At 56.7% G+C, this 20326-nt stretch carries 11 protein-coding genes, 1 tRNA gene, 2 rRNA genes and 3 pseudogenes (1 of these 17 running past the window's edge); 10 read left to right on the top strand and 7 right to left on the bottom strand.

The annotated features are described in order from the left end of the window. Positions 1 to 10: 10 nt before the first annotated feature. The 5 genes from GLX_RS00375 (at position 11) to GLX_RS00355 (ending at position 5774) form a co-directional block, all read left to right on the top strand. Entirely contained in the window at positions 11 to 901 is an 891-nt protein-coding gene (locus GLX_RS00375) for a VOC family protein (RefSeq protein ID WP_014104073.1), read from the top strand. Between the two features lie 66 nt (positions 902 to 967). Next, positions 968 to 2296, top strand: coding sequence for a DUF3100 domain-containing protein (locus GLX_RS00370; protein ID WP_014104072.1), 1329 nt, complete (start codon positions 968 to 970; stop codon positions 2294 to 2296). Between the two features lie 75 nt (positions 2297 to 2371). Continuing rightward, complete coding sequence (locus GLX_RS00365; RefSeq protein WP_158309202.1) at positions 2372 to 3844, top strand: aldehyde dehydrogenase family protein; 1473 nt, start codon at positions 2372 to 2374, stop codon at positions 3842 to 3844. A gap of 73 nt (positions 3845 to 3917) precedes the next feature. After that, entirely contained in the window at positions 3918 to 4295 is a 378-nt protein-coding gene (locus GLX_RS00360; protein WP_014104070.1) for a carboxymuconolactone decarboxylase family protein, read from the top strand. Between the two features lie 18 nt (positions 4296 to 4313). Beyond that, positions 4314 to 5774 carry a M20/M25/M40 family metallo-hydrolase gene (locus GLX_RS00355; protein ID WP_014104069.1) on the top strand — a complete coding sequence of 487 codons (1461 nt, stop codon included), beginning with the start codon at positions 4314 to 4316 and terminating at the stop codon, positions 5772 to 5774. On the opposite strand, the pseudogene GLX_RS00350 reads toward GLX_RS00355, so the two are convergent. Beyond that, a pseudogene (locus GLX_RS00350) lies at positions 5765 to 6701 on the bottom strand (IS630 family transposase); the annotation flags it as partial. The gene GLX_RS00355 and the pseudogene GLX_RS00350 sit on opposite strands and share 10 nt — an antisense overlap. Positions 6702 to 6913: 212 nt before the next feature. Between GLX_RS00350 and GLX_RS00345 the strand changes: the two are divergent. The 5 genes and pseudogenes from GLX_RS00345 to GLX_RS19295 all read left to right on the top strand — a co-directional run bounded on the left by GLX_RS00345 (position 6914) and on the right by GLX_RS19295 (position 11327). Beyond that, the gene (locus GLX_RS00345; RefSeq protein WP_014104066.1) at positions 6914 to 7171 is read left to right on the top strand and encodes a hypothetical protein; all 258 of its coding nucleotides are present in this window, start codon (positions 6914 to 6916) and stop codon (positions 7169 to 7171) included. A 332-nt stretch (positions 7172 to 7503) separates the two neighbouring features. After that, a pseudogene (locus GLX_RS16765) lies at positions 7504 to 8299 on the top strand (IS5 family transposase). Between the two features lie 126 nt (positions 8300 to 8425). Next, positions 8426 to 9660 (top strand): annotated as a pseudogene (locus tag GLX_RS00335) (IS3 family transposase). 122 nt (positions 9661 to 9782) lie between these two features. Continuing rightward, positions 9783 to 10862 carry an IS5 family transposase gene (locus tag GLX_RS00330; protein ID WP_014104060.1) on the top strand — a complete coding sequence of 360 codons (1080 nt, stop codon included), beginning with the start codon at positions 9783 to 9785 and terminating at the stop codon, positions 10860 to 10862. A gap of 24 nt (positions 10863 to 10886) precedes the next feature. Further along, positions 10887 to 11327: a LysR substrate-binding domain-containing protein gene (locus GLX_RS19295; RefSeq protein ID WP_148268606.1), complete on the top strand. Its 441-nt coding sequence runs from the start codon at positions 10887 to 10889 to the stop codon at positions 11325 to 11327. Between the two features lie 367 nt (positions 11328 to 11694). Here the strand turns inward: GLX_RS19295 and GLX_RS00325 are convergent, their stop codons facing one another. The 6 genes from GLX_RS00325 to GLX_RS00300 all read right to left on the bottom strand — a co-directional run. Then, on the bottom strand, positions 11695 to 14055 hold the full coding sequence (locus tag GLX_RS00325) for a DUF262 domain-containing protein (protein ID WP_014104062.1): 2361 nt from the start codon (positions 14053 to 14055) through the stop codon (positions 11695 to 11697). Beyond that, on the bottom strand, positions 14052 to 15851 hold the full coding sequence (locus GLX_RS00320) for a DUF262 domain-containing protein (protein WP_014104061.1): 1800 nt from the start codon (positions 15849 to 15851) through the stop codon (positions 14052 to 14054). Before GLX_RS00320 ends, GLX_RS00325 begins: the two co-directional genes overlap by 4 nt. Positions 15852 to 16129: 278 nt before the next feature. Beyond that, positions 16130 to 17209 carry an IS5 family transposase gene (locus tag GLX_RS00315; RefSeq protein ID WP_014104060.1) on the bottom strand — a complete coding sequence of 360 codons (1080 nt, stop codon included), beginning with the start codon at positions 17207 to 17209 and terminating at the stop codon, positions 16130 to 16132. Between the two features lie 199 nt (positions 17210 to 17408). Beyond that, positions 17409 to 17485: transfer RNA gene (locus GLX_RS00310), tRNA-Met, on the bottom strand. A 20-nt stretch (positions 17486 to 17505) separates the two neighbouring features. Then, a 5S ribosomal RNA gene (rrf, locus tag GLX_RS00305) occupies positions 17506 to 17621 on the bottom strand. A 108-nt stretch (positions 17622 to 17729) separates the two neighbouring features. Then, positions 17730 to 20326 (bottom strand): 23S ribosomal RNA (locus tag GLX_RS00300); it runs 142 nt beyond the window's last position.

Below are 20326 nucleotides of genomic sequence, written 5' to 3'. Positions count from 1 at the left end.
CTGCCACAACATGACCGCTGCCCTGCATATCGATCATCCACTTGTTGTCGTAAACGATATCGAGACAACAGCAGCCAGTTTCCGTGCCCTTGGTTTCAATACCGCACCGACCGGCTACCACCCGTGGGGCACCAGTACAAGTCTTGTGATGTTTCCGCGCTCCGCCATCGAGATCATGAGCATTCATGATACCAGCCTGCTGGATTCACACGCCATTGGCAGCTTTGCCTTCGGGCGGCACATGGCGCAGGCTTTGTCCGAACGCGAAGGCATAACACTTGCGGCACTTTACAGTGAAGATGCAGCGGCAGACCGCAGGCGGCTTGAGGCCAACGGCCTGCCCTGCCAGGGACGTGTCGATTTCCGACGCAGGGTCAGGATACCGGGGCATGACTGGGATGAAGCCGTAGTCTCGCTGGAAATTTTTTATGATCCGGCCCTTCCGCGCGCTTCCAATTTCCTGTGCCAGCAGCACCGACCGGAACTGATCTGGGTGCCGCAATGGATGCAGCACCCCAACGGGGCCACGGGTTTTGCCAGCCATACATACGCCGCAGTGGATCCGGACAGGCTGGCCGACCGTTTCCGCCGGATATTCGGTAACGCTACCACACACCGGACCGATACCGGGTACCGGATAGAAACCGGCCGTGGCCACATACACATCAGGCCGCCGGGCCAGTGGAGCCGCGAGATCGGCCTGCCCGATGAACCCATGATTGCCCCGGCAGATGCGGCCTGTATCGCCATGGAAGTCATCGTGCCAGACCTGTTGCTCCTGCGCGACCTGCTGGACCGCAACGGTGTCACGTATGTGGAAGAAGCCGATGGCATTTCCATTACCGGTTTTGCGCCATACGGCAATACCATCATCCGCTTCGTAAGGTCGCCCGGCCAGTAACATCCCCCCATTGCAGGCAGACCCGCCACATCAGACGGCCAGGGAAGGAAACCTTCGTTGAACGGCATGACGACAGACCAGACGGTACAGAATGGACCCGTCAACCTGCTGAAGGCATGGCGGCTTCATCTATGGGTATTCATCCTGACATGCGTGGCGGAAATGATCGGCTCGGTTTCCGTGCCGCTTGGCTTTGCCACCATCACCATCTTCCCGCTGGTATGGGGCATGCTGTTTGGCGCTGCGGTGGGCCTGGTGTCCACCCGCGTGGCAACACCCGTGTCCCTACGCCGCCCCGATGTGCAGGCCGCCACCATCGTCATACAGGCAGCGGTCATCATGTTCGTGGCAAAGCAGTCGCTGCTGGTAGGGCCGCTCATCCCCAAACTGCTCTCATCGGGGTGGGCGCTGTGCTTTCAGGAAATCGGGCATTTTTTCGGGACCGTGCTGCTGGCCCTGCCGCTTGCGCTGCTTCTGGGCATCAAGCGTGAAGCGATCGGGTCGACCTTCTCGGTCGGGCGCGAACAGAACCTTGCCATCATCGGAGAGCGCTACGGCCTGAACTCACCCGAAGGGCGCGGCGTCATGGCGGAATACATTACCGGCACCGTGCTGGGTGCGCTGTGCGTGTCCATTGTTGCAAGCTGCATTGCCTCAAGCAGGCTGTTCAATCCGCTGGCGCTTGCCATGGCATCAGGCGTTGGCTCCGGGTCCATGATGGCAGCCGCGGCCGGAGCGGTGGCGGCTTACGCACCCGCCCGGGACACGACTGAAATACTAGGATTTGCCGCTGCATCAAACCTGATTACGACCACGGTCGGCACCTATTTCACGCTGCTCGTGTCCCTGCCTTTTACCGTGTTCCTCTATCGCGTGCTGGAGCCACGGATCGGTCGTTTCCGGCAAGGCGCGGCGCGCGTTACGCCAACCACAGCCGGGACAATCGTGCAGGAGGATGGTCCCCTGCCCTTTTCCTCCCTTGTGCTGATAACCGCAACTGTCAGCATCATGACCCTGCTGCTGGGCAACTGGATTACCTATGATGTGGCACCATGGGCGGCCATGACCGGTGCGCTGTGCATCATCCTGACTGGCCTGGCGGGGGAAGGATTGCACCGGCTTGTTCCCCTACGCATTCCATCCGTGCTGTGGGTAACCATGCTGGGCATGGCGCTGACCGCGCCCTACTGGCCCGGCGCGCGATGGTTTGCCGCCTGTACCCAGCATGTGAACTTCCTTGCCATTGTAACACCCCTGCTGACCTATGCCGGCATTTCGCTGACCCGGGACATTCCCGCCTTCCGCCAGTTGGGCTGGCGGATTGTCGTGGTCTCGCTCAGTGCCAATGCAGGAACTTTCATTTTTGCGGCACTGATCGCGCAGTTCTTCATATGATTACTTCCATAACCTTCAACCGGTCAGTGAACTGGTGGAAACGGGAAAGATAGCAATATGGACATACCACGTTTTTTGGAACAGGTACTTCCCGCGCCATGCCTGGCCGGTCGTACGCTATGGATCAACGGACAGTGGGAGGCCGCGTCCTCCGGCCTGCAATTTGAAAGTGAAAACCCGGCCACGACCAAAGTCGTGTTTTCACTGGCAAAAGGAGATGTACAGGACACGCACAGAGCAGTATCAGCTGCCAAAGCCGCTGCCCGCAACTGGGCCATGACCGAAGGCCGTGCACGGACGGGCATGCTCCTGCGCGTGGCGTCCCTTATTCGCACCCATGGCACAACACTGGGATTGCTCGATACGATTGATAGCGGACGCCCGATCAGCCAGACAACGGGAGCCGCGATTGAAAGTGTCGCCTCCCTGTTTGAATATTACGCAGGCCTGACGGACAAGATACATGGCGCAGCCATTCCCATGGGCGCGGACAGGAGCGGCGTGGTGGAACGTGAACCCCTGGGGGTAGTGGGCGCCATCTCACCATGGAACTATCCGCTGCTCAACGCCGCCACCAAGATTGCGCCCATCGTGGCCTGCGGCAATACGGTCGTGCTGAAACCGGCGGAACAGACGTCCCTCTCCGCCATGTTTCTGGCCACGCTGCTGCATAATGCAGGCGTGCCCAATGGTGTAGTCAACATCGTGACCGGTCTGGGTACACAAGCCGGTGCGGCACTGGTGGAACATCCCGATGTCAGGCTTGTCAGCTTTACCGGTTCCACCACCACAGGCCGACATATCGCATCGCAGGCAGGCAGGGGATTGAAGCCGGTCGTACTTGAGTTGGGCGGCAAGTCTCCCCTGATCGTATTTGCCGATGCCGATATAAAGCAGGCAGCGGAAGCAGCCGTGTTTTCCACTTTCATGAACATGGGCCAGACCTGCACGGCGTGTAATCGCGTGATCGTGGCCAGTTCGGTCAAACGGCAGTTCGTGGAACACTGCCAGCAAGCCGCCCGCAGGCTGCGCATTGGCAACCCGCAGGACCCGGCCACCCAGATCGGACCTATTGTCTCGCGTGCCCAGTTCCAGCGCGTAACCGACCTGACACAGGATGTGGACAGCATTGCGCTGGACATACCTGGCTACCTGCCGCCAGAGAAGGGATATTTCTTCCGCCCCATGATCGTGGAACATTTTGACCCTGACAGCCCCTTCGCACGTGCGGAGATATTTGGCCCCGTCATGTCGATTCATGAATTCACGGATACCCCGCAGGCATGGCAGATCGCCAATGATACCGAATACGGACTTGCCGCATCTGTCTGGACCACGTCACTTTCTATCGCGGAACAGGCGCGCAGGCATATCGAGGCGGGCATTGTCTGGATCAACTGCGTGCATGCCCTCAATCCCAACCTGCCCGTATGTGGCCACAAGAATAGCGGCATAGGCATGGAATATGGTCTTGAGGCCATCAGCCAGTACACAAGGGTAAAATCCACGGTCACCATGTTTGGTGGGTGGACATCGCCTTTTGCATGATTTCCCCGTTAGGGAGCGCGGCAACCACGATGGTTGCCGCCCCCCATACCCGTCAAGAGCAGGAGCATAAAACATGACCGACAAACTTCTTGAAACCGGCCGGCAGATTCGTGGCGAAGTCATTGGGGAAGCGCTGTCGGAGCGCGCCCTGCAGGCTGCGACCGACTTTGACCGTCCCTTCCAGGAACTGGCATTGCGTTACTGCTGGGGCGAAATCTGGGGCAGCGAGGGACTGTCACGCCCCACACGCAGCATCATCAACATTGCCATGCTCGCAGCCATGGGCAAACCCAATGAACTGCGCATCCATGTCCGTGGCGCCCTGCACAATGGCGTAACCCGGAAGGAAATTCAGGAAGTACTACTGCAGGTCTGCATCTATGCCGGTGTTCCCGCCGCAGGCGAGGCATTCCGGGTCGCACGTGAGGTGTTCGAGGAAGAGAAGAAATAGGAGCGGACCGAGGACGCCATGACAGACACCTGGGAAACCATTACCGTGAACACAAGCCGCGAAGACCTTATTGCCAGTGCCGCATCATTGTTTGATGCAGGTGAATACGAACGCAGGCTGCGTGATCTGGTCGCCATACAGAGCACATCACAGGACGACGCACACAGTGATGACGTGCAATGTTACCTGACCGATGCAATGGTTCCCTGGCTTGAACGCATGGGCTTCACCTGTACCATATACCCCAACCCGCAGGCCGGGTTCGGTCCGATCCTGATGGCGCGCCGCATTGAGGATCCTGCCCTGCCCAGCATTATTACATACGGGCATGGCGACACGGTACGCGGCATGGACGAACAGTGGTCGGAAGGCCTGCACCCGTGGGAACTGACCCGTGTCGGCAACCGGTTGTATGGCCGTGGCAGCGCAGACAACAAGGGGCAGCATCTGTGCAACCTGCTGGCGCTTGAACATGTACTGGCCGCGCAGGACGGCAGGCTGGGCTATAATGTCAAGCTCGTACTTGAAATGTCGGAAGAACGGGGTTCGGCTGGCCTGGATATATTCATCCGCACCCATGCCAGTGAACTTGCGGCGGATGTGTTCATTGCCAGCGACGGCCCTCGTGTGGCCCCCGACACGCCCACAGTAGCAAGCGGAACGCGGGGCAACTTCCAGTTCGACCTGTCTGTTGAGGCACGCAAGGGGGGTGTTCATTCCGGGCACTGGGGCGGGATCACGACAGACCCGGCCCTGCTTGTGGCCCAAGCCCTGTGCACGATATGCGACAACAGGGGCCGTATATGCATCCCCGAATGGCTACCCGCTAATGGCGCACCTCTGACGCCTGCGATGCGCACGATGCTACGCGACTGCCCGACAGACAATACGGGCGATGCGGCACAGGCTGAAGATGACTGGGGAGAACCCGGCCTGTCAACAGCCGAACGTCGCTATGCCTGGACTAGCTTCATTGTGCGGGCCATGATCTCCGGCTCCCCCGCAAGCCCGCAGAACGCCGTGGCGCCCACGGCATCTGCCGCTTGTGAAATACGCTACCCCCCCGGGCTTGATGTCACCACATTCCTGCCCGCGCTACGCCGCCATCTGGATGCACACGGTCTTCAGGCCGTGCGGATCGACAATGGCATTGATCGCATGCCAGCCAGCGCCACACAGTCCGGTTCACCCTGGCCGACATGGGTTGCTGCAAGCATTGCCCGTTCAACAGGAGCCCGGGTGCAGGTCCTACCCAGCATTTCCGGTGGCATGCCCGGCTACGCCTTTGCCGACCATCTGGATGTACCCCTGATCTGGGTACCCCATGGCCATAATGCCTGCAAGCAGCACGGACCGGATGAACATATCCTGACAACCGTCGCACGACAGGGCCTTCTGGCCTTTGTCGGCCTGTGGCATGACCTGAAACATGTTGATTTTCACTGGGAACTGACCCAGCCAGATACTATTCAGGCATAATGTCCTGATTCTGAATTTTTGCTGATTTTGGTAGTACGGAGGCAGAATCGCTTGACGGCCTGTAGGATGTCGTCAGCGGACCTAGTCCATTTAAAGGGCCTGGGCTGTTCGTTATGAGCGACGATGAAAGCCCTGATGTCAGCCTCCAGGGCCTCGGTCGAGCGATGGATGCCGCGCCTGATCTGCTTTTCAGTGACGAGAGCAAAAAACCGCTCTACCTGATTGATCCATGAGGCCCCGGTCGGCGTAAAATGAACGTGCCAGCGCGGGCGCCCGGCCAGCCAGTCACGGATCAGCTTCGTCTTGTGGGTAGCATAGTTATCCATCACCAGATGGATATCGAGGTCAGTCGGCACATTGGTTTCGATCTGGTCAAGGAATTTGCGGAATTCCGTGGACCGGTGCTTCGGAGAAGCACTTTCCAATGATGGGGCCGGTGGCAATGTCGAGAGCGGCAAACAGCGAGGTTGTGCCGTGACGGGTGTAGTCATGGGGCCGCCGTTCGACCTGAACGGGCCGCATCGGCAGCATGGGCTGGCTGCGATCCAGCGCCTGGATCTGGCTCTTCTCATCCACGCACAGCACCAGCGCACGCTCCAGCGGTGCCATATACAGTCCAACGATGTCGCGGACCTTCTCCACAAAGAGGGGATCGGTCGACAGTTTGAAGGTCTCTGTCCGATGCGGCTGTAACCCGAACGCTTTCCATATGCGATGGATCGTTGACGGTGCATACCCCACGGCCTGCGCCATCGAGCACAGTGACCAATGCATGGCATCGCGCGGTCTTTCTTCCAGTGTTTTGCGGATCGTTTCCGCGATCTCATCATCGCCGATCGAGCGTGGTGTCCCTGGCCGGGGTTCATCGTAAAGGCCGTCCAGACGGTCTGTCACAAAACGCCGCCGCCACTTGCCAACCGTGTTGATGTCCGCACCCGTCAGGTCACGGATCGCCCTGTTCTCATGCCCATCGGCTATGGAATCATAGCCAACAGTTCAGAGCCAGCGGTTCTTCAAACCCTCCAATTCTATGCTGAAGGGTTTGTAACTTTTTGTTGCCAAACACTCGCCACATTTACCACGGCACACTAAACGGGTCGATGAATCGACAATAACCGACACATAAAGGAATACGGACCATGATGATCCGATCGGCTTCCATTCTTGCAACCGTCGCAGCCATTGCGCTGGCAACGCCAGCCTTCGCGCAGAGCCATCCTGATTACTGCAAAAGCGTATCCAAGGTACCCTCGGGCGAGTGGAAAATCAATTCCGACACCACCGTCACGGTGGGTGGTGCGCGTGTAGACCTCAAGCCCCAGTCGGTCTATCGCGGGGAAATTAAAATTAACGAGCAGGACGTGCATAACGAGTTCGAAAAGAGCTGCGGGAAGTAAAATCCCGTGACAGGGCCGGAATTGCCTATCCGGCCCTGTCTGTCATGAAGTCCGGTCTGAACAGCCTGCGATTGAGAGAGCCTGGAGGATTCGAAGAACTGTTGATTGAAGACCTTTCTGCCTGATTTTGGGCTCGCTGGTTGATATTGAAGGTTCTGGATGGTGATTTACTGCGGGCTCACGCCGATGATTTACAGCCACGTCAATCCTTATGGGTGTTTCGACCTGGGCCTGGACACGCGGATAGATTTTAACGCCCTGGCCGCATGAGAAGAAAATCCTCATAACATTAGGGCCTGTTAGATCTTGAAATTCTTCCTATATTTATAGGGATGGAAGAAGGAGACGGAACAGGCACTTTTACGGACGAGACATGGGCGATCTGGGAACCTCTGATTGAGGCTGTTCGCCCGAGGGGTAAGACGCCGCCCCCTGATCTGCGGCGCACGATAGCAGCGATTTTCTGGCGCCATGAGAATGGCGCGAAATGGCGGAGCATTCCCGCTGAACTGGGCCCGTGGTGACGGGCTGCGCAGCTTTTCATCCGCTGGGCGAAACTGGGTGTGTGGGAACGGCTGCTCACACTGGTTCAGGAACAACAGGGAGTGGCGTTCGGAATGACTTTTCTGGATGGTACGAACATCAGGGCTCACCACAAAGCGGCGGGAGCCAAAAAAAGGGGGCTCTTTCGAAGAGCGAGACCATCGTGAAGCGCTTGGCCGCTCTCGCGGCGGCTATGGCACAAAAGTCTGCGTGATCGCGGACGGACATGGAAAAGCCTTCGGTTTTGCACTGGCCCCCGGACAGGCTCATGAACTGCCCCGGGCGCCAGCCATGCTCGACAGCTCCCCGCCATTCCCCTGTGGGTCGTAGCGGACAAGGGCTACGCGTCGAACGCCTTTCGTGAACGGATATGGGACATGGGAGCCCGGCCGGCCATTCCTGCGAAACGATGCGATGGGGCGGTCGCCTGCCCAAAATGGGTCTATCGGTGCCGGCATCTCGTTGAGAACCTCCGGGCTCGCCTCACGGGATGGCGCGCTGTCACAACCAGATATGAAAAAACAAGCAACGTCGTTTCTCGCAGTCATCCACATCGCTGCCGCAGCAGACTGGATCAAGCCATAACAGGCTTTAGCTGTCGCAAGCTTCCGGCGGGAGACGCCTTGCTGAATTTTTCTGGTCCGGGTTCTCCCGCCTCCCGGTTTTTTGAGACACCCGATAAGCACGAGCGGAATGTGCAAAGGTGTGACGATGACGAACGACCTGAAGAACGATACGAAACGCCCCGGGCATGGGGGACGGATGTCGCGTCGCCGCAAGAAGGAGGCCGTGCTTCGTCTGCTGCGCGGCGAGGACCTGAAGATGGTCTCGCGCGAACTGGGCGTGACAACCGCGACCCTGAGCGGATGGCAGGACGCTTTCCTTTCTGGGGGCGAGGCCCGTCTCGCGACGCGACAGACCGACGGAGAGACGCTGGAGAGCGATCGCCTCAAGGTAAAGCTCGGCGAGGTCATGATCGAGCGCGAACTGCTGCGTGAAAAGATCGCAGCCTTGGAGGGAGGACGCCCTTTGGCCCGTCGGAGGTCGCGGCCATGAGTGCAACGGTCTCCCCATCCTCCGACCGCCCCTACGGGTTGGCGGCAGTCTGCCGGATATGGAACATCAGTCGGGCGACACTCTATCGACACAGGACACCTGCGTCGGCGAGACCGGAGCCACGGCGGCGCAGCCCGATAGGCCCCATGCCGGACGCCGAACTGGTCGAGCGCATCCGTGCGACCCTCTCCGCCAGTCCGTTTCATGGTGAGGGACACCGCAAGATCTGGGCAAGATTGCGGGTCGCGGGTGTGCGCACGTCCCGTCGCCGGACGCTACGCCTGATGCGCGAAAACGATCTGCTCGCCCCCTCGTGGACCGGGGCGCCGAAGGGACCGCGCAACCATGACGGCACCATCATCCCCGATACCATCGACGTCATGTGGGGCACCGACATGACCACGATATGGACGCAGGAAGGTCAGAGCGCCGTGTTCATTGCCATCGATCATCACAGCGGTGAATGCACGGGCATCCATGCAGCCAGACGCGGCACCCGCTTCGAAGCGCTGGAGCCGATACGACAGGGCGTGCGGCGCTGCTTCGGCGTGTTTGCCGAAAAAGTAGCAATCGGCCTGTCCCTGCGCCACGATCACGGTAGCCAGTACATGTCAGATGTCTTCCAAAACGAAATCCGCTTCCTAGGCATCGAAAGCTCACCAGCGTTCGTCCGTGCCCCCGAGGGTAACGGATGTGCCGAGCGTTTCGTCCGGACGCTCAAGGAAAACCTGCTCTGGGTCCAGACCTTCGAAACCGTCGAGGATCTTCGGCAGGCCCTGCTGGAATTCCGTGACCTATACAACAAAACCTGGCTGCTCGAACGGCACGGATTCATGTCTCCCAACGCCGTCCGAGCCAAGGCTCTGGCCAATGCGGCTATCGCCGCTTAGGCTCAGGACTCATAGCCAGAAGATGACGGTTGCAGCGAGGCAGATGGAGGGTTCGAAAAACCCCTGGTTCTGGCCCTCTGTGTGTGATTCCCTCTCTTCTGTGATGATTGAGGGAATGGCTCATGAAGCAGCCGGGCTTCTTTGATGTGGACGAGCGACTAGCCCGTTTGAGTGGCCTTGGCGATCAGCTCGAAGCGTTTTCTCGGACTGTGGATTTTGAGGTGTTCCGTCCTGATCTGGACAGGGCTCTGGCCTATGCGGACGGAAGTAAAGGTGGCCGTCCCCCGTTTGATCCGGTGCTGATGTTCAAGATCCTGGTGATCCAGACGCTGAACAATCTCTCCGACGAGCGAACGGAGTATCTGATCAACGACCGGCTGTCCTTCATGCGCTTCCTCGGCCTGGCGTTATCGGACCGGGTGCCTGACGCCAAAACGGTCTGGCTGTTCCGTGAACGGCTGACCGAGGCTGGCGCCATCCAGAAGCTGTTCGAGCGCTTTGACGCCACCCTGCGAAACGCCGGGTATCTGCCGATGTCCGGCCAGATCCTGGATGCCACGCTGGTGGCGGCGCCAAAGCAGCGCAATACCAACGCGGAGAAAGTTGATCTTCGGGAAGGCCGCATTCCGCAGGACTGGCAGGACAAGCCTGCCAAGTTGTCCCACAAGGATCGCCATGCGCGATGGACACTGAAGTTCACGAAGGCAAAGCGGCAGGAGGACGGGACGCTCCCGTCCACGGACCTCGCCATCCCGTTCTTTGGCTACAAATCGCATATTTCCATCGATCGAAAGTTTCGACTGATCCGGAAATGGAAAGCGACGGATGCCGCCGCCAGTGATGGTGCCAGGCTGCGCGAGGGCTTGCTCGATAAAACCAATACGGCCTCAAGCGTTTGGGCCGACACCGCGTATCGCTCGAAAGCCAATGAGGACTTCATGGACAAAGAGGGTTTCGTCTCGAAGGTTCACAGGAAAAAGCCGCATCTCAAGCCCATGCCTCGCCATATCCAGCGCTCTAACGCAGGGAAGTCCGTCATCCGATCCCGCGTCGAGCATGTCTTTGCCGATCAGAAATCGCAGACGGGATTGTTCGTCCGGACCGTGGGCATTACCCGGGCCACCATGAGGATTGGCTTGGCCAATATCGTCTACAACATGCGCCGCTTCCTCTTCCTCGAGAGGTTGAACGCGGCCGCGTAGCTATCCCATTGGCGACAGCGTCCGATCTGCTCAAGACGCAGATCAAAAGTCACCCCAAGAACCGTCAATCAGCACGACAAAAGCCTGAAATCAGGAACCACGCGCGCCAATCAACGGTTCTTCGATCCCTCCACCTCGTGGCGCGGGACGTTCAGGGGGCCAATTGATGATGCACTGGAGCAGGTGGGATACCATCGCATCGTGTCAGTCGTCGTGCCCGGCTTTCCGGACGCGCCCGAGATCGTGCGGCACTCGGATCTGGTGACGCATGTCCCGCGATCATGTCTCGCGAATCTTTCCAGTGATGCCGTAGAGATATCGCGCCTGAGACTGTTCCAGCTTCCCGTGAATACACCTGAAATCGCGATTTCCGCCATGTGGCATCCCAAGCTGGACGCCGATCCTGCTCACCGCTGGCTTCGAGACATAGTGCACGCGGTGTACCGGGAAGTTTTCTCCTGCTAACGATGTCCGCTTTCGGAAAGGCATTTCACGGTTTTGGACGTCCAAGATGAGGGCGACGGTCGCCTGTCTGTTTCATGTTTGCTAAACAGACAGGCGAGTAAGGGAGGGGGTAAGGAGAATGTCGGCTGTTGATGATGAATAATCAGAAAACTGACACTCGCATGAAGCACTCTTGGGTCAACTACCAGCCCTTAACAGGACCGTTGTGCCGCGCGCAGGGTGCGCTTGGTGCTTAACTTGCACCTGTCTATCATGCCAGGATCAGGTTGCATTTGGCGTCTGCTCTTTCATACAGTTGATGAGGCGGGAATACAGTCAAAAGTGGCCATTTCCACAAATCTTCAGTTTCATCGGAAAGTCGCGCCCTTCAATTTCTTTCTTTAAGCAACTGAGCCAACTTAAGAATCTGAGACCTTAAGTCGTCAAGCCCTCCTAGCAGCATCCAAAAATTCTCATCGTCCCTTTCGAAAGCTAATTCGTTGAGGACCTCGCGCAGTATACCATTTGGCTCCTTGGGTTCATATAAGTAGAATTGATATTGTCCAGGCGCTTGATACAAAGTCAGATAAAATGTGATTTCTGTTCCTCTGTAATCACTTGTGCAGCACAGGCCAGGCTCATCATCCGTCGACGTCGCTTCATAATAACTCACCGAAAATCCGTATGGCTCCAATTCGGACACGAGACTTTCGTGCAGACAGTAGGTGAACAGTTCCATATGTCTTCCATTCATTTGCGTCTTCTTGAGAAGGTAGATGCCTCCTTCGTCTGTGAAACGCATCATTCTGTAAGCACCGTAGCAGTAGACCGACGGCGTCGCGAGGATCGCCTCACGCCACGGATCGATTTCGGATGCAGTCTCGATGATACCGGCAAGATCAGCAGCATATGAACCTAAGCCTTCGAGACGGTCCCATAGGGATTGTAGGATATGGCTAGGTCGACCACCAGTTGCTGCGTTCCGAAGCAGTCTCTTCCACCCCCAAGCCTCATCGTATGACGTAGTCAACAGTGATCGATTTCGGCCAACATTCGGCAAGAAATCTCCGACCGCGAGAAGTGCACGCTCCCAGAGCCGGCCAGATCCCGTAGGGTGCTTCACAAGGTCGTCGAACATCTGTGAGGCGCATGCAAGATAATGATCAAACGGTTCCACTAGCTCGTTTGCAGTAGCTGTCGTGAGACGTTCAAGCTCGGAATCTACCTCATCAAGTTTCAAGCCGCAGCAGCGTAGCAGAAACCCAATCTGCCCTCGGAAATAGGAATGCCGCTCTGCCCGATCGAGCCGTTCCGGCCAGCCGTCGCCGAAACCGATGAGACGAGCTTTGATACGTTCTTCTGCGACCTGCTCGCGGGAGAAGCCTCTCACGTCGCCTTCAGAACTCGCGAGATGGTTGAGGATATCGTTCATCCACGGCGTGAGGTCCCTGAGGCCAGCAAAGCTCCGGCGCAGATCTTCCGGCCGGTTGTAATCGGTGTTGATCGCAAGATTAGACACGACTCGCATCCATGCATCGAAAGCAGTGGAATCAATCTCTCCGGTCGAATGGACAAGGAACTGGGTATAACCGGCAAGCTGAGCAAGCTGTTGGAAAGTAAAACTGGTCGGCTTGGTAAGTAGGTCCTGAAAAAAAGCCTGCTCATCGAGATGCCGCGTATCGGGAAGATAGCAGCGGAACGTTTCGGAGCCCGCGCTCCACCGATCCAGGAGGGTGATCAGCGCTAGGATCATTTCCTGATCCAACCACCCCCTGTCGTGAAACCAAGTGTAGCTGCTAGCCCGCGCCGTAGAGCGAAGGTCAGCCAAATCAGCCGAGGTCGCAGCAGCTTCGGGATCCCTCGTCACCATGATCACTGTCCGCAGTAGGTTCATCATGGCGTCGTCGAATGTGGAGGTTTTCTTGTCACGAAACGGCCAGAAAAAGTCGGACCATCGGGTATCAATTCGACGAGAGAAGAAGTCTGCAATGGGCGTTCCGTTGCAGATATCCGGCATAGCGTCCTTGAACTGGTTTTCCAGATGCCTCTCGAAACGTGCCTTGAATGTCTCGAATGGAGTTAGCGGCTTTCCGCGCGCATTCATCTTGATGTACAAATCATCCGAAAGATCAAATTGCTCAAGATCAAGAAGTTGGAAGGTGATCGCGGGGGTCGTTTCATCAATCAATCGGGCATAGAGGCCTGAGGTTTTCTGGAAGACCTCATGCATCCTGTCCAACATTGATAGTGCAGCACGAATCGTTGGATCGAACCGCCAGCTGCGAAAGTACCAAGGCTGGTCAGTTATCATCCCTTCAATATCTTGGCACTTCTTTGCCGCGATATCTGGTACATAATTAGCAAATGCGTCGATGAAATCCCGACTACTGGGACGCACTTCGTAGCTGAAGCGGGACCGTCCCGATGTGACGATCCGACTGCGGAAATCTTCGCTGCAGCCGTCGACCCAAGCGAGATACCAGTGCAGTAGAAACAATGTGGTGAGTCGCTGTTGGCCGTCGAGCGGTTGGAATGAGCCGTTTACGACGCTCCCGTAGACGAAGTCGAGATCAAGGGGCAGTGTTGAGTCTTCTTTAGGCAGGCACAGCGCGGAGTAAAGAGATTTAAGGAAATCGTCTCGGACGATGTGCTGGTCTACCCGCCCTTGCGCATAGTCTCGCTGGATGACAGGGATCTCGACACGGCCGTGACGTTCGATCAGCTCGCTGAAGGTAGTTCGCGAAGTCATCGGCTTGCCCCTGTTTGCCCAAGGAAGAATTGCGTCAGCGTTCGACTGATCGCATCTAGATAGTCCTGCCCGTCCTGTTCGGTCCAAAACATGACGTTTCCAACCGTGCGGCTGTAGCATTTCAGGAAGACGTTACGAGTGCAGAGAGGGACAAAAATCCCAGATCTATCGTTTTTCAGCAAAATGCTGCGCTTTACCGCAAAGACCGCATTTCGATAGCCGCGGTTGGTCCGTGAATCCAGCAGTGTCAGGTTTGCGAGGCCATGATCAGGGCCGTCCGTCGCCTCTTTGAAGAACGATAGAATCTCGCCGTCGATTTTCTCAAAGCTCTCCTGGCTCCGCTGTTCAGAATCTGGATCGAGGTAGCCTTCAATGCTTTCAGCAAGCGCTTGCTTATCTTCTTCCTCGGTAGTGCGCAGGAACTTCAAGCAGTGGTCCAGCCATTCGTCCTGCTCTCGGGGGCGTGAAGGTCGTTCGTCGCTCACTGAGCGTATGTGCTCGATATCCCAAGACTCTTGCTTGAAACTATCGAACTGGAACCGGATGTTTGATCGCGGATCCTCAAGCAGCGTTGCCAGATTGAATAAAAGGAGCAGGCTCCGCACCTTGGGTGCATTTGCGTAGTCGACTGTACGGCAGAGATTGGTGATCTCTTCCTCAAGTTCATCTGGGGAAGCAGCTGATAGATCATTTCCAAGCACCATCCGACAAACCCGATTGCGCAGACCTTTGGAAAAATCGTGTTTGCTAAGTGCCTGGCTATCAGTGAGCAGTTCGGTAATTGTGGGAAGCCGACCAGCGGTTTGATTAAAAACAAAACCAAGAACGTGGAAAAGGTAGCGGTCTTCGTACCATTCCTCCAGCGCCATGAAGATGTCCTTCACCTTACGCCATTCGATCTCGGCACTTCGTTCTGCGCTCAACAGGTCTGAAAAATGGGAAAACACCGCGTAGTCTTCCCGATTCAACGCATGGCCTTCCATCCTGGCAGCGATCTGGAAGATAAGGCCGATCCTGTTTGTGACATCGAGGTCGGTGTTCTGTAGGAAGTACCAGACTGAATTATCCTGCAGCCGTTTTTCGATCTGGTCCCATTCGTAGGCAATTCGTAAGGAGATGTTGCCGGTGTCATCGTCCTGAGCCGCGCGACGCAGAAATAAAGCACGCACCAGTTCGGCCTCTGTAAGTGGTATCTTGCCTATGTTCAGTCGGGTGAAGGCTGCGATCGGATCGTCATTGGGTGCCAGCTCGTACCAGATGACCTTCACGTTCCGACCGGCCTCATCATCATTGAGCAGATGCTGCAGCAGCTTTAGCGCATGCATTCGGTCACGGCCGGCAAGCCATTCCTCAATAGCTCGCCAAGCTTGGTAAATATGGTAGAAATCTACGTTCTCGTCGGATCGGTCGAGATCAATCTCTTCAAGAAAAGCACGGTCGCGGGTCTCGTAGTCAATGGAAAAGCATTGTTTACCTAACAGTGCGAGGATTTCACTACGGTGAGACAGAAGGATAAAGATGGTTGTCAACCGTTGCTGACCATCCACGACCTCGTACCGTCCGTCTTCCAGCTTCCGAACGACTAACGGCTGCAGGCAATAAAAGGAGGTTCGAGGTTTTTCCTCGCTGTCTTGGATAAACTCCCAGATGTCATCCAGAAGTTGGATGACCTGTAGCCGGTCCCAGCGATACCCGCGCTGATAAGCGGGGATCCAGTATCGCGCAGGGATGCCACCTTCATCGACGAGCAGCCTATTGATTGATCTCAGCTCAATCGATGCATTCTCAGACGGCATGCTTTCTCCAGTCAAATCACACTTCTAACCGATCAAAAAACATATATTTCCCAATGTGTATATGCATCTTATCGAATACCCAACCATCCGATCTTGGCTAGGCTCAGGACTCATAGCCAGAAGATGACGGTTGCAGCGAGGCAGATGGAGGGATCGAAGAACCGTTGATTGGCGCGCGTGGTTCCTGATTTCAGGCTTTTGTCGTGCTGATTGACGGTTCTTGGGGTGACTTTTGATCTGCGTCTTGAGCAGATCGGACGCTGTCGCCAATGGGATAGCTACGCGGCCGCGTTCAACCTCTCGAGGAAGAGGAAGCGGCGCATGTTGTAGACGATATTGGCCAAGCCAATCCTCATGGTGGCCCGGGTAATGCCCACGGTCCGGACGAACAATCCCGTCTGCGATTTCTGATCGGCAAAGACATGCTCGACGCGGGATCGGATGACGGACTTCCCTGCGTTAGAGCGCTGGATATGGCGAGGCATGGGCTTGAGATGCGGCTTTTTCCTGTGAACCTTCGAGACGAAACCCTCTTTGTCCATGAAGTCCTCATTGGCTTTCGAGCGATACGCGGTGTCGGCCCAAACGCTTGAGGCCGTATTGGTTTTATCGAGCAAGCCCTCGCGCAGCCTGGCACCATCACTGGCGGCGGCATCCGTCGCTTTCCATTTCCGGATCAGTCGAAACTTTCGATCGATGGAAATATGCGATTTGTAGCCAAAGAACGGGATGGCGAGGTCCGTGGACGGGAGCGTCCCGTCCTCCTGCCGCTTTGCCTTCGTGAACTTCAGTGTCCATCGCGCATGGCGATCCTTGTGGGACAACTTGGCAGGCTTGTCCTGCCAGTCCTGCGGAATGCGGCCTTCCCGAAGATCAACTTTCTCCGCGTTGGTATTGCGCTGCTTTGGCGCCGCCACCAGCGTGGCATCCAGGATCTGGCCGGACATCGGCAGATACCCGGCGTTTCGCAGGGTGGCGTCAAAGCGCTCGAACAGCTTCTGGATGGCGCCAGCCTCGGTCAGCCGTTCACGGAACAGCCAGACCGTTTTGGCGTCAGGCACCCGGTCCGATAACGCCAGGCCGAGGAAGCGCATGAAGGACAGCCGGTCGTTGATCAGATACTCCGTTCGCTCGTCGGAGAGATTGTTCAGCGTCTGGATCACCAGGATCTTGAACATCAGCACCGGATCAAACGGGGGACGGCCACCTTTACTTCCGTCCGCATAGGCCAGAGCCCTGTCCAGATCAGGACGGAACACCTCAAAATCCACAGTCCGAGAAAACGCTTCGAGCTGATCGCCAAGGCCACTCAAACGGGCTAGTCGCTCGTCCACATCAAAGAAGCCCGGCTGCTTCATGAGCCATTCCCTCAATCATCACAGAAGAGAGGGAATCACACACAGAGGGCCAGAACCAGGGGTTTTTCGAACCCTCCACGCAGGGTTGCTACGCGTGAATTCGCTTCCGAATGATTCCTATATGATTCCAGTTGGTGTTCTGGAACGCCAAAAGGCGGCTTGCGCCGCCTTTTAAGTCATTGATTTTATTTGGAATTCATGGTTGCGGGGGCAGGATTTGAACCTGCGGCCTTCAGGTTATGAGCCTGACGAGCTACCGGGCTGCTCCACCCCGCGATTGTAGGGGAGACTGGAAGACCTGGCGGCGACCGACTTTCCCGTGCCTTAAGGCACAGTATCATGGGCGCTGGGGCATTTCACGGCCGAGTTCGGGATGGGATCGGGTGGATCATTCCCCGCCATTGCCACCAGGTCATCTAGTCTCCCCGGTATGGGGAGGGATGTGGATGGGTTGGTGTTTTTGTTAGGTGTTGAGAGTGGATGACTGCTGTGCATGTGTGTTGCCCTTTATGGGGGCTATGGAATGAGCCTATTGGGCGATTAGGACCAGTTAGCTGCACGCATTACTGCGCTTCCACACCTGGCCTATTGACGTGATGGTCTATCACGGCCCTTGGGGAGACCTTGTTTTGAGGTGGGTTTCCCGCTTAGATGCTTTCAGCGGTTATCCCGTCCACACTTAGCTACCCGGCTGTGCCGCTGGCGCGACAACCGGTGCACCAGAGGTATGTTCATCCCGGTCCTCTCGTACTAGGGACAAATCCTCTCAAGTCTCCAACACCCACGGCAGATAGGGACCGAACTGTCTCACGACGTTCTAAACCCAGCTCACGTACCACTTTAATCGGCGAACAGCCGAACCCTTGGGACCTGCTCCAGCCCCAGGATGTGATGAGCCGACATCGAGGTGCCAAACCTCCCCGTCGATGTGGACTCTTGGGGGAGATCAGCCTGTTATCCCTAGAGTACCTTTTATCCGTTGAGCGATGGCCCTTCCACGCGGGACCACCGGATCACTATGGCCGACTTTCGTCTCTGATCGAGCTGTCACTCTCACAGTCAGGCGGGCTTATGCCATTGCACTCGACAGCCGGTTTCCGACCGGCCTGAGCCCACCATCGCGCGCCTCCGTTACACTTTGGGAGGCGACCGCCCCAGTCAAACTGCCCACCATGCAGGGTCCCGGACCTGGCTAACAGGCCTCGGTTAGACATCAGAAACAGTCAGGGTGGTATTTCAAGGATGGCTCCACCGGAACTGGCGCCCCGGTTTCAAAGCCTCCCACCTATCCTACACAGAATGTCTCTGATGCCACTGCAAAGCTGCAGTAAAGGTTCATAGGGTCTTTCCGTCTGACCGCGGGTACCCCGCATCTTCACGGGGAATTCAATTTCGCTGAGCCGATGCTGGAGACAGCGGGGAAGTCGTTACGCCATTCGTGCAGGTCGGAACTTACCCGACAAGGAATTTCGCTACCTTAGGACCGTTATAGTTACGGCCGCCGTTTACCGGGGCTTCAATTCAGTGCTTGCACACCTCCTCTTAACCTTCCGGCACCGGGCAGGCGTCAGGCCGTATACGTCGTCTCTCGACTTCGCACAGCCCTGTGTTTTTACTAAACAGTCGCTACCCCCTGGTCTGTGCCACCCGCCGATGGTTGCCCACTGACGGGTCTTGCTTATCCCGAAGTTACGCAAGTAATTTGCCTAGTTCCTTCAGCATCGTTCTCTCAAGCGCCTTGGTATTCTCTACCAGTCCACCTGTGTCGGTTTCGGGTACGGTCTATATGCCAGAGCTATTTCCTGGAATACGCCAAAAGCCGGATCAATCCGATAAGACCCGACAACATATTGTATTCGTCACTTCTGGCAGGCCCGGGAATATTTGCCCGGTTTCCATCGACTACGGCTTTCGCCCTCGCCTTAGGGGCCGGCTCACCCTGCGCGGATTAACCTTGCGCAGGAACCCTTGGACTTTCGGCGACAGTGTTTCTCGCACTGTTTGTCGCTACTCATGTCAGCATTCGCACTTCCGATATCTCCAGAGAGGGTCACCCCGTCTCCTTCACAGACCTACGGAACGCTCCGCTACCGCGCATTCATAGAATGCACCCACAGCTTCGGCACGTGGCTTGAGCCCCGTTACATTTTCGGCGCAGGGTTTCTAATAGACCAGTGAGCTATTACGCTTTCTTTAAAGGATGGCTGCTTCTAAGCCAACCTCCTGGTTGTTTTGGAATCCCCACATCCTTTCCCACTTAGCCACGATTTGGGGGCCTTAGCTGGTGGTCTGGGCTGTTTCCCTCTCGACAATGGACCTTAGCACCCACTGTCTGTCTGCCTGGCTCATACTTCCGGGTATTCGGAGTTTGGTTAGGTTTGGTAAGGCTTTGGGCCCCCCTAGCCCATCCAGTGCTCTACCCCCCGGGGTAATACCAGACGGTCTACCTCAATAGATTTCGCGGAGAACCAGCTATTTCCGAGTTTGATTGGCCTTTCACCCCTAGCCACAGCTCATCCCCGACTTTTTCAACAGGCGTGGGTTCGGCCCTCCAGTGCGTGTTACCGCACCTTCAGCCTGGCCATGGCTAGATCACTCGGTTTCGGGTCTTCTGCCAGCAACTCGTCGCCCTATTCAGACTCGCTTTCGCTACGCCTACACCTAACGGCTTAAGCTTGCTGCAAACAGAAACTCGCTGACCCATTATACAAAAGGTACGCCGTCACCCCATAAGAGGCTCCGACTGCTTGTAGGCATTCGGTTTCAGGTCTCTTTCACTCCCCTCGTCGGGGTGCTTTTCACCTTTCCCTCACGGTACTTGTTCACTATCGGTCACCAGGGAGTATTTAGGCTTGGAGGGTGGTCCCCCCATGTTCAGACAGGATTTCACGTGTCCCGCCCTACTCAAGGATCACTGTGGACACTACGCATACGGGGCTATCACCCGCTCTGGCCGGACTTTCCATTCCGTTCTGCTTCTTCCACAATCATCACGGGCCTGTTCCGCGTTCGCTCGCCACTACTAGCAGAATCTCAATTGATGTCTTTTCCTCCGGGTACTTAGATGTTTCAGTTCCCCGGGTTCGCCTCATGTCCCTATGTATTCAGAACATGATA

The organism is Komagataeibacter medellinensis NBRC 3288 (assembly GCF_000182745.2).
Lineage (GTDB): Bacteria > Pseudomonadota > Alphaproteobacteria > Acetobacterales > Acetobacteraceae > Komagataeibacter > Komagataeibacter medellinensis.
This window is presented reverse-complemented; position numbering and strand designations above follow the sequence as displayed.